Genomic DNA, 12,993 nt, shown 5'->3' with positions numbered 1-12,993 from the left:
GATTTTTCCTGCTTTCAAACCAGGGATGTGCTCGATCGCTGCGTCGGCGGCACTGTATTCTGTTGACAGTTTGCAGTAAATAGTCGATCACTACCCCATGAGGGCCGAGCTTGAATTTCTCCAGAACCACTCCCTGACGAGCGTCCTTCGACGTGAGTTGGAAACCCTCATCCTGTCGGGAGAATTTGCCCCTGGTGAGCGATTGAACGAGAATTCGCTGGCAATCCGCTTCTCGGTGAGCCGCGGCCCGATCCGCGAAGTCTGCCGCGCGCTCGCCGAAAAAGGCTTGCTCGAACTCGTGCCCAATCGAGGCGTGTTCATGCGCCGGATTGGCGAGGAACAGGCCGCCGAACTCTACGACGTGCGAGCAGGCCTGTTTGCATCGGCGGCGCGGTTGCTGGCGACCAAGGTGACGCCGGAGCAGATTTCGGAACTCCAGAGTTTACTTGATCGCATGGAAGAAGCGGTTCTCGCGAATTCGCTCGACAACTACTATCCGCTCAATCTGGAATTCCACGATTCCATCCTGCGCTTTGCCGGGAACAGCCGGCTGCACAAGGCCTATTCCGAGCTCGTCAAGGAACTGCACCTGTTTCGGGAGCGTGCGCTGCTGCAAGGCGGCGGCCTGACCGTATCCAATATCGAGCATCGCCGCATCGTGGCAGCGTTGGGAGCGGGAGACGCCACGGCAGCCATGGATGCAGCGTTTGCGCATGTGCTGAGCGGCAAGAGCCGCATGACCCTGCCGGCGGCAGCCGACACGGAGCATTCAATCGGCGGTACAGCCAAAACCACGGACATCGCATGAACGGCGCGCGGGAACTTGAGGGGCGCGTCGCCATCGTGACCGGTGCAGGACGCAACATCGGGCGCGTGATGGCGCTGGAACTGGCTCGAGCCGGGGCCGCGGTGGTCGTGAACGCACGCACATCTCGTGCCGAAGCCGAAGCTGTCGTCAACGAGATCACCGCCGCCGGCGGCAGGGCTACGGCCGTCCTGGCCGACGTCGTCGATCCGAACGCCGTCGACGAGCTGGTCGGCGCGGCTGTCCGGCAGTTCGGCGGCATAGACATTCTCGTCAACAGCGCCGCCGTGCGACGCGAAACCGCGTTCGGGGATCTGAGTTTCACCGAATGGCGCGAAGTGCTTTCGATCATCCTCGATGGTGCATTCCTCACCGCCCATGCAGCGCTCCCGCATCTCAAGAAATCGGGACAGGCAGCGGTGATCAACATCGGCGGTCTGTCGGCTCATACCGGCGCCAGCGGTCGCGCCCATGTCATCGCGGCCAAGGCGGGCCTGGCCGGATTCACCCGGGCGCTCGCCCATGACCTTGCCGGTGAAGGCATCACGGTCAATTGCGTTTCACCCGGCATGATCGACACTCAACGTGCCGGCGGAGAACCCTCTCATCATGCCGGGAAACTGCCGCCTGTCGGGCGGCGTGGAACACCCGAGGAAGTTGCACTGCTCGTGCGCTATCTCTGCGGACCGGCGGCTCGCTACATCACCGGCCAGACCGTCCACGTCAATGGCGGTGCCTTCATGGCGTGATGCACGCCAATCAGCAAGCACGCCGATGCACCGGGCGGTGCCCGACGGCGATCCAGGGAGATCAAATGATGGACGTTACAGCCATTCTGGCGCGCTATGTCGTGTCGGCATCCGCGGACAGCGTACCGGCAAACGTCCGGCGCGAGGCAGTGCGCTCCTTCCTCAACTGGACCGGCTGCGCCGTAGGCGGCTCGCAACATCCGAGCGTCGACATTGCCTTGTCGGCGGTGTCACCGTTCGCCGGCAAGGATCAGGCTGCGATCCTCGGCCGTAGCGAACGGCTGGACGCCTTGAACGCCGCGCTCATCAACGGCATCGCCAGCCATGTCTTCGATTTCGACGACACACATCTGAGGACCATCATCCATCCGGCCGGGCCGGTCGCCTCCGCAATCCTCAGCCTGGCTCAGATGCAGACGGTGAGCGGGCGTGATCTCCTGCACGCCTTCATCCTCGGCGTCGAGGTCGAATGCCGCATCGGCAACGCCGTCTATCCCGCGCACTACGACATCGGCTGGCACATCACCGGAACCGCCGGCGTTTTTGGGGCGGCCGCTGCGGCAGGCCGCCTGCTCGGCCTCAACGAACAGCAGATGATCTGGGCGCTCGGCATTGCCGGCACACAGTCTTCGGGTTTTCGTGAGATGTTCGGAACCATGTGCAAAAGCTTCCATCCCGGCCGCGCCGCGCAAAATGGACTGCTCTCCGCCGTGCTGGCGCAACGCGACTTCACCTCGTCAAACCGCGTGCTCGAGGCGCCGCGCGGTTTTGCCCATGTCATGTCCACCGAACGGAATTTCGACGAGATCACCAAAGGCCTGGGCGAGAGTTTCGAGATCGCTCTCAACACCTACAAGCCGTTCGCTTGCGGCATCGTCATCCACCCGATCATCGACGGCTGTGTGCAATTGCGCAATGAATTCGGCCTGAAGGCCGACGAGATCGAAAGCATTGAGTTGGAAGTCGACCCGTTGGTGTTGGAATTGACCGGCAAGAAGACCCCGCAGGTCGGCCTCGAAGGCAAATTCAGTGTCTACCATTCGGCAGCGGTCGCCATTATCGAAGGCCGCGCCGGCGAGGCAGAATACAGCGATGCAAACGTGCGCGATAAGCAGGTCATTGCGCTGCGCGATCGCGTCAGCGCAGTGGCGTCGCAAAGCGTCGCTGAAGACGAATGTCACGTCACGATCAAGCTCAAGGATGGTCGCGTGCTCAAGAGGCATGTCGAGCATGCGATCGGCAGCCTGGCGCGGCCGATGACCGACGACGACCTCAACGCAAAGTTCGGCGGACTGGCCGAACCGGTTCTGGGTGCGAAGGCAACGGCGCGTCTGCGGGACCTGTGCTGGGATATCGAGAGCCTCGAAGACACCGCTGCGATCGCCCAGGCCGCAACCCCGGCTACCTAAAAGGTGGGTTTCGCCGACGTCGGCGGCCAGCCTGGCCAATGCAGGCGACCTGTCGTCCCGGGCTTTGAGAAAATTGATCTGGAAGTCAGAGCGCGGCGACGATCGCCTTGCCGCATTCGACGGTGTTTGCAGCGCCGCCGAGATCGCGCGTGCGCAGCGAAGGCTCGGCCAAAACGGTCTCGATCGCCGATACGATCCCGGCAGCCGCTTCAGCATGTCCGAGGTGGTCAAGCATCATCGCCGCCGACCAGATCTGCCCCACCGGATTTGCGATCCCCTGCCCGGCAATATCCGGTGCCGAGCCATGGACCGGTTCGAACAGAGATGGAAAATTGCGGTCCGGATTGATGTTGGCGCTCGGCGCGATGCCGATCGTTCCCGTGCAGGCCGGACCGAGATCGGAAAGAATGTCACCGAAAAGGTTCGATGCGACGACCACATCGAACCAATCGGGGTGAAGCACGAACTGAGCCGTCAGGATGTCGATGTGATACTTGTCCCAGCGCACGTCGGGGAAGGCTTTCGCCATTTCCTCAACGCGCTCGTCCCAATAGGGCATGCTGATCGAGATGCCGTTCGATTTGGTCGCCGAGGTGAGGTGTTTGCGCTTGCCCTTGGCGGCAAGCTCGAATGCGAATTTCAGCACGCGATCGACGCCGATGCGCGTCATGACCGTTTCCTGCATAACCACTTCGCGCTCGGTGCCCGGGAAGATACGGCCACCGATCGATGAATACTCGCCTTCGGTGTTCTCGCGCACGACCCAGAAATCGATATCGCCGGGACCACGGCCGACGAGCGGGCTCGGCACACCAGGCATCAGGCGCACCGGCCGCAGATTGACGTACTGATCGAACTCGCGCCTGAACTGGAGAAGCGACCCCCACAGCGACACGTGATCGGGCACGCCGGCCGGCCAACCGACGGCGCCAAAGAAGATCGCGTCATGCGATCCGATCTTGTCCTTCCAGTCTTCCGGCAGCATCCGGCCGTGACGGGCATAGTAGTCGTAAGAGGCGAAATCGAACCAGTCGAACGACAGCCCGATGCCGAAGCGCGACGCGACTTTTTCCAGAACGCGTACGCCTTCGGGTACGACCTCCTTGCCGATCCCGTCGCCTGGGATGACCGCAATGCGGAAACTGTTGTATTGTGTCATTTTGCTTTCCAGGCTGATCGACGGGAATTGCTCAGGCTGCGGCCTCTTCGCGCTGCGTGTCCTTGCGGCGCGCAAGCTGAGCCGCGAGGCGGACTGCGTTTTCCAGTGCACCTGTCGATGCACTTCCCTTGCCAACGATGTCGAAGGCGGTTCCGTGCGCCGGCGTGGTGAACACGGTCTCCAGCCCGGCCGTGACGGTCACGCCGCGGTTGAACCCGCGCAGCTTGGTCGCGATCTGCCCCTGGTCGTGGTACATGGCGACCACGCTGTCATACTCGCCCGCGAAGGCCTTGATGTAGATGGTGTCGGCCGGGAAAGGCCCCTTGCAGTCGATGCCGGTTGCCGCGGCGACCTTGACCGCCGGTCCGATCAGGTCGATTTCCTCACGGCCAAACAGCCCGTTCTCGCCGGCATGAGGGTTAAGGGCCGCAACGGCGATGCGCGGTTTGTCCTTACCGGCGCGCTGCATGGTGCGGTTAACCAGTTCGATCGCCTCGATGATGCTGTCATGGGTGATCTGATCGAGAGCCGTGCGCAGCGACACATGCGAGGTGACCCGCGACATCCATTGGCCGTCGAGCACGTTCATCTCGGAGAAATAACCTTTGTGTCCCAACAGATGAGCAAACATCTTGTGCTCGTCGGGAAATTTCCATCCGCCGGCATGGAGCGCTGCCTTGTTCAGCGGCGCGAAGGTGATGCCATCGACATCGCCTTTCATCGCCAGCCGCACCGCCTCGGCCAAGGTGTCCCCCGTCAGCTTGCCCGACTCCGGTGAGACCACGCCGCGCGGCAAGGCCGCGGGATCGATGTTGCCGAGGTCGATAAGAGGTATTTCGGCTGCATTCCAGTCGATGGATGCAACATCCGGGACGGTCTTGAGCGAAAGCGCTACGCCGGCGTCGCGGGCGCCCATCTCCAGGACACGCCGGTCGCCAAGAACGACAATGCGCGCCACGTCGGAGAGGCTACCGTCCGACAGCACGCGAGCAACGAGCTCCGGACCGATACCGGTCATATCACCAAGCAGCAAGGCCAGACGAGGCAGGGGTGAAGTGGTTTTGCGCGAGGATTTATCTGGATTTTCCATGGACATGCCCCCTTCGGCTCGACGGTGGTGAAGCCACCCGATATCGGCCGCGCAAGGCTGGCTTCGTGACCGCTTTGAAGCCATGTTGCGCCGCATCCAAGAAAAGTCAACTGAAAATTGTTGACAATATTCAATTTGAGAGCGAGGCTAAGGGCGACCTTATCTGGAGAGCACCATGGACAGCCAACACGCCTCGGAAGCCGCCCTCGCATCCTCGATGCCACCCTTGGAAAGCAAGCATGGAAGCCTGATGGAGGGGTTCTCCTACAGAAGGATCAAGACCAGGGGCGCCGAGATCAATGTCGCCGTCGCGGGATCAGGCCCACCATTGCTGCTTGTTCACGGCAACCCGTTGACGCATGTCAGCTGGCATCGCATCGCGCCTTCCCTGGCAAAGTCCTTCACTGTGGCCGCCATCGACCTGCGCGGCTATGGCGACAGCTCGAAACCCGACGGCGGTGCGGACCATGCCGCCTACAGCTTCCGCGCCATGGGCGAAGACGCCTTTGATGTGATGAGCGCGCTTGGCTTTGAAAAGTTCGCGCTTGCTGGCCATGACCGCGGTGCCCGCGTCGGGTTTCGGATGGTGCTCGATCAGCCCGACAGGATCACCCGTTTCTGCGCGCTGGATATCATCCCGACCTACCATCTCCTGACCAACGTCACCCTTGGATGGGGGCTGGAGAGCTATCATTGGTTCTTCATGGCGCAGAAGGCGCCCTTCCCCGAGAAGCTGATCTGTGCCGACCTCGACTACTACATCAACTACAAGCTCAACAAGAAAGGCGTTGGCCTGGAGATATTCACGCCGGAAGCCTTCAAGGAGTATGCCCGCTGCACCACGCCTGAGCAGATCCACGCCGTGTGCGAGGACTACCGCGCGACCGTAACGCTCGACCTCGCCATGGACACAGCCGATTTCGGCAAGAAGACGATCCAGTGCCCGGTCATGGTGATCTGGGGCAGCAACAGCCATGTTGGCCGTCACCTGACGCCGATTGAAGCTTGGACGCCCTGGGCGCCCGACCTCAGGGGCTGGGCCATTCCGACAGGTCACTATCCAGCCGAGCACCGGCCTGATCTGGTCTATGAGAGTTTCTGGACCTTCTTCAACGGCGTTGAGCCGACCCCATATCGCCCCTGATACGGCACCTTGGCCTTCTTGCGTCAGAGCTTCTGCTCTGACGCCCTTCTGAAGGCCGTTTCTCCGCCACGCGGTTCGGCGTCCCAATCTTCGCCAGTCCGGCTTGTGATCCGGAGCATCGAGAAAATCCATCCCATGTCGCCAGGCGGCGTGCCGTGCGAGACTTTGCTCTCGATCAATGAATGCCCAGTCCGGTTTGAATACGCTGTCAGGACGTCAATTGAGCGGTTCGCTTCAACAAGGTTGTTCGAACGTTCGGGGCGAGAATGACCATCGGTTCAGCCAAGCATGGTGGGGAGTGGTTTGCCCCTCTAGTTCTTCCGACGAATTGACAGTGTGAGGATTGAAAGCGGAAAAGCGGGCGTAATGACAGCTTAGCGCTGTCTTGCAGTTGACCTGATCCAGGGCCTGAAAGGGACAGTTGAGGTTTGGGAGGATAAGCATGGGCGAGGATCTATCCGGTCATCATGCCGACCGCATTCAGGCCGCGATCGCTTCGGACGCCGCAGCGAGGTCCGCTCTGGTTGCCTCCTGGCGACGGTCTTCCAAATTGCATCGGCTCGATCCGACCGATTGCAGTCCCCCACGCTATCTTACAGAGGCGGAATTCGGAGAGGCCCGGCAACGCAGCGAGCCGCTCATCCGTGCTGCCCAATCGAGTCTGGACCGGCTCTATCTTGCCGTGGGTGGCGTCGGGTGCTGTGTGCTTCTCGCCGATCGTGACGGCGTGCCGGTCGAACGGCGCGGCGCCCCGGTGGATGACGAGACGTTTCATTCCTGGGGCTTGTGGACCGGCTCCGTCTGGAACGAACAGTGCCAGGGCACCAATGGGATCGGCACCTGCCTGGTTGAACAGCGCGCACTGACAATCCATCGCGACCAGCATTTTCATACGCGCAACACGGGGCTCAGTTGTACCACCGCTCCCATCTACGATCACAAGGGGGATCTTGTGGCTGCGCTTGACGTGTCTTCCTGCCGGGCCGATCTGACCGAAGCCTTCGCCAATCTTATCTCGGTGGCCGTGGTCGACGCGGTGCGTCGGATCGAGGCGGAGAACTTCAGAATGGCATTCCCGAAGGCGCGAATTCTGCTGGCGCCGGTGACCGACAGAGGTTCGGGCGCGCTGATCGCGGTTGATGCGGACGACCTTGTGGTCGGCGCGACCCGTTCGGCCCGCCTGGCGCTTGGAATTACGCAACAGTGTCTCGACAGGCCGATGCCCGCCGCAGATCTGCTTGGTTGGGGCGAGAGCGGCCCAGAAGTCCTCGCCGAGGCTGAACGCGGCGTGTTGCAGCGGGCGCTGGCGCGAGCAGACGGAAATGTCTCTGCTGCGGCCCAGGCGCTTGGCATCAGCCGGGCGACGCTGCACCGCAAGCTCAACCGCCTGGATGTGCACAGGCCTCACTGACCTTCCGAAATCCTCGCATGACTGTCGCAATTCTGCGACACATGCCGCCTGCCCGCTGTCCTCGGCACGGTGACAATAGCGGCGGAAATCGCGAGTCTCCCTTCCCAAGCGTCGCATTCCGCGGCGTCAGCTCTGGGAGGAAGACACATGAACAAGGTAGAATTCTCACGCTCGGTCAAGGCGCCCTTCGACAAGCGTTACGGCAATTTAATCGGCGGCAAATGGGCCGAGCCGCGCTCCGGCCGCTACTTCGAAAACCACTCACCGGTGAACGGTCAGCTGCTGTGCGAGGTGGCGCGTTCGGATGCGCAGGACATCGAGGCAGCGCTGGACGCCGCGCACGCCGCCAAGGACGCCTGGGGGCGCACCAGCGTCGCCGAGCGCTCGCTTATCCTCAACCGCATCGCCGATCGCATGGAGGAAAACCTCGATCTCCTCGCATGCGCCGAAACCTGGGACAACGGCAAGCCGATCCGTGAAACGACCGCTGCCGACCTGCCGCTCGCCATCGACCATTTCCGCTATTTCGCCGGCGCCGTGCGCGGCCAGGAAGGCAGCCTCTCCCAGATCGACGACGATACCGTCGCCTATCATTTCCACGAGCCGCTCGGCGTGGTCGGCCAGATCATCCCGTGGAACTTCCCGCTGCTGATGGCCTGCTGGAAACTTGCTCCCGCGCTTGCAGCTGGAAACTGCGTCGTGCTGAAGCCTGCCGAGCAGACACCGGCGGCCATCCTGCTCTGGGCCGATCTTGTCGGCGATCTGCTGCCGCCAGGCGTGCTCAACATCGTCAACGGTTTCGGCCTCGAGGCCGGCAAGCCGCTCGCATCCTCGCCGCGCATTGCCAAGATAGCCTTTACCGGCGAGACCACGACGGGCCGGCTGATCATGCAATATGCCAGCCAGAACCTGATCCCCGTCACGCTGGAACTGGGCGGCAAGTCGCCCAACATCTTCTTCAAGGATGTTGTCGCCGAGGACGATGACTTCTTCGACAAGGCGATCGAAGGCTTCGTCATGTTCGCGCTGAACCAGGGCGAGGTCTGCACCTGCCCAAGCCGTGCGCTCATCCACGAATCGATCTACGACACCTTCATGGAACGCGCCCTCAAGCGCGTCGAGGCGATCGTGCAGGGCGATCCGCTTGACCCGGCGACGATGATCGGTGCCCAAGCCTCGTCCGAGCAGCTGGAAAAGATCCTGTCCTATATCGACATAGGCCGCCAGGAAGGCGCCGAGGTGCTGACCGGCGGGTCGCGTAACGTCCTGCCCGGCGATCTGGCGGGTGGCTATTACGTCAAACCGACGGTGTTCAAGGGCCACAACAAGATGCGCATCTTCCAGGAGGAGATTTTCGGACCGGTGGTTTCGGTCACGACCTTCAAGGACGACGATGAAGCGCTGGCGATAGCCAACGATACGCTCTATGGCCTCGGCGCCGGCGTCTGGACGCGTGACAGCAACCGCGCCTACCGCTTCGGCCGTGCGATCCAGGCCGGCCGCGTCTGGACCAACTGCTACCACGCCTATCCCGCGCATGCCGCCTTCGGCGGCTACAAGCAGTCCGGCATCGGCCGCGAGACCCATAAGATGATGCTCGACCACTACCAGCAGACCAAGAACATGCTGGTCAGCTATAGCCCGAAGAAGCTCGGCTTCTTCTGATCCCCTGTTTGGCTCACAGCGCGGCTCCGCGAGGGGCCGCGTCCCCATTCTGAATCCGGAAAAGACATGCATACGAAGGTCACGGCGACGCCGGCAGCCCTTGAACTGATCGCGGAGATCGTTGCCGAGCATGGACCGGTGCTGTTCCACCAATCCGGCGGTTGCTGCGACGGTTCTTCGCCTATGTGCTATCCGCGTGCCGGTTTCATCGTCGGCGACCATGATGTGCTGCTCGGCCACATCGAAGACGCGCCCTTCTACATCGGGGCTTCGCAATTCGAGGCCTGGAAGCATACCGATCTCATTATCGACGTAGTACCTGGTCGCGGCGGCATGTTCTCGCTGGACAACGGACGGGAGAAGCGGTTCCTGACGCGGTCGACGATCTGCGCCGTTCATAGGTGATGAGGGTCCAATCGGCTGCTTCCTCTTTGTCCCAGCGCAACGAGCATCCCGGAAATCAGATGCAGCATGTCCGCTTCCAAGCGTGGGCAAGCGGCATGAAACGCAAATTCAGCGACGATGCGACGATGGACGAAATCATGCACCGGTCGCCGGCGGCCATCCGGGTGGTGCTCCAGCACGGCATGCTTTGCGTCGGCTGCCCGATTGCTTCGTTCCATACCGTTTCCGACGCGGCACGCGAGCACGATCTGAACGAGGAACAACTCGGCCGCGATTTGCGGGCCGCGATCGAAAGCACCAAGCCTGACTAACTTTTCTCGGCGCGGCCTTCCGCGATCAGGAGGAGCCGGTGAGGTTCGACCACTGTCACCCTCTGCCGTCCACTTTTGACCAATCCCTGGTCTTCCCAGGCCGAGAGCAACCGGCTCACCGTATGGAGCGTTGTTCCCGTCATCTCGGCAATGTCCTGACGAGAGATCGGGAAGTCGATCAGAATTCCTTCCTCTGTCTTCCTGCCAGCCTGCTTGACCAGCTTCAGCATCGCATGAGCGACGCGCTGTTCCACCTGCTCTGTGGCCATCTCGATGACGCGCGTATGGGCGTCCTGCAGCCTGCTGCCCACGGCCTTGTAAGTGTTGGCGCTGAAGCTCGGGAAGTTTGCTGCGAATGTCGGCCATAGATGGCTTGCCCAGGCAAGAACCACGCAATCGACGGCAGCGATCGCATTTGCCGGATAGGTGGTGCGGCCAAGCGCATGGGCGATGCCCATCAACTCGCCCGGACTTATGTACCGCACAGTCACCTCGTGACCGTCCGGGGTTGATTTCACGACGCGCACATGTCCGTCGAGCAGCAGGAAAAAGGAATGTGCTTCCTGCTCCTGCTCGAACACCGGCTGGTCCTTGGCGATCCGGAGCGACCTGGCCTGGCCGACGATGCGGTCGAGATCCGCGGCGGCGACGCCCTCAAAGACAGAAAGCCCTGCAATCAGCGAGCGATCGAGGCTAGCCAACCCTGTCCCCTCCCGAATTTGACCGCGGCCAATGCATCCAAGCCGGTCTGCCAAAGAGTGTTCTCACGGCGACTGATGCGGGGCAAGGGGCGCATGCTTTGGCTCTCGTCCACGCGTCACGCCAAACGAGAAGCTCCAAGGATGTTTTTGCTCATGAGTTTGCGCCAGCGCAAATCGCCAAGCCGCCTGATGACCTAGAAGAAGGCAACGGTTGAAGCCGTGACGAACTCAAGAAAAGGATTTCCAAATGAAACTGCCACTGATCGCCGCGGCCATCGCCCTGCTCTCCGTCGCCGGTGCCGCGAATGCTGAAGAACACGTCGTGCAGATGCTGAACAAGGGCGAGAAAGGTTCGATGGTCTTCCAGCCCGCCTTTGTTCGGGCCGTGCCCGGAGACACGATCAAATTTGTGCCGACCGACAAATCCCACAATGCCGAGAGCATCAAAGGAATGATCCCGGACGGGGCTGAAGCTTTCAAAGGGAAGCCCAGCGAAGAAGTAATCGTGAGCCTCACCAAGGAGGGCGTCTATGGCGTCAAGTGCGCTCCACATTACGGCATGGGCATGGTTGCGCTGATCGTGGTCGGCAAGCCCGCCAACCTGGAAGCGGCGCAGGCCGTCAAGCAGGTCGGCAAAGCCAAAACCGTATTTGCCGAACTGTTTGCCGAAGCGACCAAGACTGCTTCCAACTGAGTTTTTCCAGGATGCCCTCCGGTTGACGATCTTCCGGAGGCAGAGGCCGGACAGACCGGGGGGAGCGGTCTGGTCCGGCCTATTTCATATGGGTCACGATTGGCAGTCCGCGACACGATCCTCCCGTCCCCAGCGGTTGCCTTATCCAAGGTTGCTGATCTGGAGCTGGCAGTCAGTGAACCTCGGCCGGCCGGGCTCGGCTGCTCCACCCAATCAATCGAGCAACGCAACAAATGAAATCGGATTTGCGCCAGCGCAAAGACGTGGCCCGCGAGCAGACTATTCTTAGCGCATCAGATCGGTGAACAAAGGAGATGGAAATGCTTACGAGACGAGAAGCTTTGTTAGGTTCTGTCCTTACCGCGGCCGCAGCCGCGGCCGTTGTTGCAATGCCGGTTGTGGCAAGTGCAGCCGAAGTTGCAAGTCTACCGCGCGAAAAGGTCACCCTCGTCGCGCCGCCGTTCGTCCACGCCCATGACCAAGTGGCCAAGGGCGGTCCAAAGGTCGTCGAATTCACCATGACGATCGAGGAGAAGCCGATGATCATCGATGCCGACGGCACGCAGCTCAATGCGATGACCTACAACGGCTCGATTCCGGGCCCTCTGATGGTCGTACATCAAGACGACTATATCGAACTGACGCTGATCAATCCCGAGACCAATACGCTTGCCCATAATATCGATTTCCACGCCGCCACCGGCGCGCTTGGCGGCGGCGGCCTGACCCTGGTCAATCCTGGCGAACAGGTCACGCTGCGCTTCAAGGCGACGCGTACGGGGACCTTCGTCTACCACTGTGCGCCTGGTGGCGCGATGATCCCGTGGCATGTCGTGTCGGGGATGAGCGGAGCAGTGATGATACTGCCGCGCGACGGCCTCAAGGACGACAAGGGCAAGCCCGTTCGCTATGACCGCATCTTCTACATCGGCGAGAACGATTTCTACGTCCCCCGCGACGAGCAGGGGAAATTCAAGAAATACGAAACCGCCGGCGACAATTACGATGATACGGTCAAGGTCATGCGCGGGTTGATCCCCACCCATGTCGTGTTCAACGGCAAGGCGGGATCGCTGACTGGCGACAACGCGATGAGGGCGAAGGTCGGCGAAACGATACTGATCGTTCATTCGCAGGCCAATCGTGACACACGCCCGCACCTGATCGGCGGCCATGGCGACTTTGTCTGGGAACAGGGCAAGTTCGCCAACCCTCCGGCCAAGGACCTGGAAACTTGGTTCATCCGCGGCGGGTCGGCTGGGTCGGCGCTCTACACGTTCCGGCAGCCAGGCATCTACGCGTATGTGAACCACAATCTGATCGAGGCGGTGGAACTTGGCGCAACCGCGCACTTTGTCGTCGACGGAACCTGGGACGACGATCTGATGATGCAGGTCGAAGCACCCAAGCCGATCGCCTCGTAAACGGGAGATCCGATCTTCAGTGCAAC

Annotated in this window: 13 protein-coding genes; 10 read left to right on the top strand and 3 right to left on the bottom strand. The window is 61.4% G+C overall.

Going from position 1 to position 12,993, the window contains the following annotated elements; genetic code table 11:
- The first annotated feature begins 97 nt into the window (after nucleotides 1–97).
- The 3 genes from CGZ66_RS00715 (at nucleotide 98) to CGZ66_RS00705 (ending at nucleotide 2,963) form a co-directional block, all read left to right on the top strand.
- Nucleotides 98–808: an FCD domain-containing protein gene (locus CGZ66_RS00715; protein WP_095080499.1), complete on the top strand. Its 711-nt coding sequence runs from the start codon at nucleotides 98–100 to the stop codon at nucleotides 806–808.
- The gene (locus CGZ66_RS00710; RefSeq protein WP_095080497.1) at nucleotides 805–1,554 is read left to right on the top strand and encodes an SDR family oxidoreductase; all 750 of its coding nucleotides are present in this window, start codon (nucleotides 805–807) and stop codon (nucleotides 1,552–1,554) included. The genes CGZ66_RS00715 and CGZ66_RS00710 overlap by 4 nt, the downstream gene beginning before the upstream one ends.
- Before the next feature lie 65 nt (nucleotides 1,555–1,619).
- Nucleotides 1,620–2,963 (top strand): MmgE/PrpD family protein, encoded by a 1,344-nt coding sequence (locus tag CGZ66_RS00705; RefSeq protein ID WP_245330951.1) that lies wholly within the window; start codon nucleotides 1,620–1,622, stop codon nucleotides 2,961–2,963.
- Nucleotides 2,964–3,048: 85 nt separating this feature from the next.
- On the opposite strand, the gene CGZ66_RS00700 is transcribed toward CGZ66_RS00705, so the two are convergent.
- Entirely contained in the window at nucleotides 3,049–4,122 is a 1,074-nt protein-coding gene (locus CGZ66_RS00700; protein ID WP_095080493.1) for a tartrate dehydrogenase, read from the bottom strand.
- 31 nt (nucleotides 4,123–4,153) lie between these two features.
- On the bottom strand, nucleotides 4,154–5,212 hold the full coding sequence (locus CGZ66_RS00695; protein WP_095081050.1) for a PdxA family dehydrogenase: 1,059 nt from the start codon (nucleotides 5,210–5,212) through the stop codon (nucleotides 4,154–4,156).
- Between the two features lie 175 nt (nucleotides 5,213–5,387).
- On the opposite strand from CGZ66_RS00695, the gene CGZ66_RS00690 reads away from it, so the two are divergent.
- From CGZ66_RS00690 to CGZ66_RS00670, 5 genes are all read left to right on the top strand, one after another.
- Entirely contained in the window at nucleotides 5,388–6,356 is a 969-nt protein-coding gene (locus CGZ66_RS00690; protein ID WP_245330950.1) for an alpha/beta fold hydrolase, read from the top strand.
- Nucleotides 6,357–6,798: 442 nt separating this feature from the next.
- On the top strand, nucleotides 6,799–7,767 hold the full coding sequence (locus CGZ66_RS00685) for a helix-turn-helix domain-containing protein (protein ID WP_095080491.1): 969 nt from the start codon (nucleotides 6,799–6,801) through the stop codon (nucleotides 7,765–7,767).
- 147 nt (nucleotides 7,768–7,914) lie between these two features.
- Nucleotides 7,915–9,432 (top strand): aldehyde dehydrogenase, encoded by a 1,518-nt coding sequence (gene adh / locus CGZ66_RS00680; RefSeq protein WP_095080488.1) that lies wholly within the window; start codon nucleotides 7,915–7,917, stop codon nucleotides 9,430–9,432.
- 66 nt (nucleotides 9,433–9,498) lie between these two features.
- On the top strand, nucleotides 9,499–9,837 hold the full coding sequence (locus CGZ66_RS00675; protein ID WP_095080486.1) for a DUF779 domain-containing protein: 339 nt from the start codon (nucleotides 9,499–9,501) through the stop codon (nucleotides 9,835–9,837).
- A gap of 95 nt (nucleotides 9,838–9,932) precedes the next feature.
- Nucleotides 9,933–10,148: a DUF1858 domain-containing protein gene (locus tag CGZ66_RS00670; protein WP_095081046.1), complete on the top strand. Its 216-nt coding sequence runs from the start codon at nucleotides 9,933–9,935 to the stop codon at nucleotides 10,146–10,148.
- On the opposite strand, the gene CGZ66_RS00665 is transcribed toward CGZ66_RS00670, so the two are convergent.
- Entirely contained in the window at nucleotides 10,145–10,849 is a 705-nt protein-coding gene (locus CGZ66_RS00665) for a Crp/Fnr family transcriptional regulator (protein WP_095080484.1), read from the bottom strand. The two genes, CGZ66_RS00670 and CGZ66_RS00665, sit on opposite strands and share 4 nt — an antisense overlap.
- Before the next feature lie 247 nt (nucleotides 10,850–11,096).
- Here CGZ66_RS00665 and CGZ66_RS00660 point away from each other — a divergent pair, with 247 nt between their 5' ends.
- Together CGZ66_RS00660 and nirK are read left to right on the top strand one after the other, a co-directional pair.
- On the top strand, nucleotides 11,097–11,543 hold the full coding sequence (locus tag CGZ66_RS00660; RefSeq protein ID WP_095080482.1) for a pseudoazurin: 447 nt from the start codon (nucleotides 11,097–11,099) through the stop codon (nucleotides 11,541–11,543).
- A gap of 320 nt (nucleotides 11,544–11,863) precedes the next feature.
- The gene (nirK, locus tag CGZ66_RS00655; RefSeq protein WP_095081044.1) at nucleotides 11,864–12,967 is read left to right on the top strand and encodes a copper-containing nitrite reductase; all 1,104 of its coding nucleotides are present in this window, start codon (nucleotides 11,864–11,866) and stop codon (nucleotides 12,965–12,967) included.
- Nucleotides 12,968–12,993: the final 26 nt, after the last annotated feature.

It is taken from the genome of Mesorhizobium sophorae, assembly GCF_002270415.1.
Taxonomy (GTDB): domain Bacteria; phylum Pseudomonadota; class Alphaproteobacteria; order Rhizobiales; family Rhizobiaceae; genus Mesorhizobium; species Mesorhizobium sophorae.
Note: the sequence above shows the minus strand (reverse complement) of the source record. Positions and strands in the feature narration are given on the sequence as shown.

Excerpts from the sequence above, each read along its gene's own strand:
- CGZ66_RS00685 (WP_095080491.1), top strand. The coding sequence starts at position 6,799 with ATGGGCGAGGATCTATCCGGTCATCATGCCGACCGCATTCAGGCCGCG.
- CGZ66_RS00705 (WP_245330951.1), top strand. The coding sequence starts at position 1,620 with ATGATGGACGTTACAGCCATTCTGGCGCGCTATGTCGTGTCGGCATCC.
- CGZ66_RS00695 (WP_095081050.1), bottom strand. The coding sequence starts at position 5,212 with ATGGAAAATCCAGATAAATCCTCGCGCAAAACCACTTCACCCCTGCCT.
- CGZ66_RS00700 (WP_095080493.1), bottom strand. The coding sequence starts at position 4,122 with ATGACACAATACAACAGTTTCCGCATTGCGGTCATCCCAGGCGACGGG.
- adh (WP_095080488.1), top strand. The coding sequence starts at position 7,915 with ATGAACAAGGTAGAATTCTCACGCTCGGTCAAGGCGCCCTTCGACAAG.
- nirK (WP_095081044.1), top strand. The coding sequence starts at position 11,864 with ATGCTTACGAGACGAGAAGCTTTGTTAGGTTCTGTCCTTACCGCGGCC.
- CGZ66_RS00675 (WP_095080486.1), top strand. The coding sequence starts at position 9,499 with ATGCATACGAAGGTCACGGCGACGCCGGCAGCCCTTGAACTGATCGCG.
- CGZ66_RS00670 (WP_095081046.1), top strand. The coding sequence starts at position 9,933 with ATGAAACGCAAATTCAGCGACGATGCGACGATGGACGAAATCATGCAC.
- CGZ66_RS00710 (WP_095080497.1), top strand. The coding sequence starts at position 805 with ATGAACGGCGCGCGGGAACTTGAGGGGCGCGTCGCCATCGTGACCGGT.
- CGZ66_RS00715 (WP_095080499.1), top strand. The coding sequence starts at position 98 with ATGAGGGCCGAGCTTGAATTTCTCCAGAACCACTCCCTGACGAGCGTC.
- CGZ66_RS00660 (WP_095080482.1), top strand. The coding sequence starts at position 11,097 with ATGAAACTGCCACTGATCGCCGCGGCCATCGCCCTGCTCTCCGTCGCC.
- CGZ66_RS00690 (WP_245330950.1), top strand. The coding sequence starts at position 5,388 with ATGGACAGCCAACACGCCTCGGAAGCCGCCCTCGCATCCTCGATGCCA.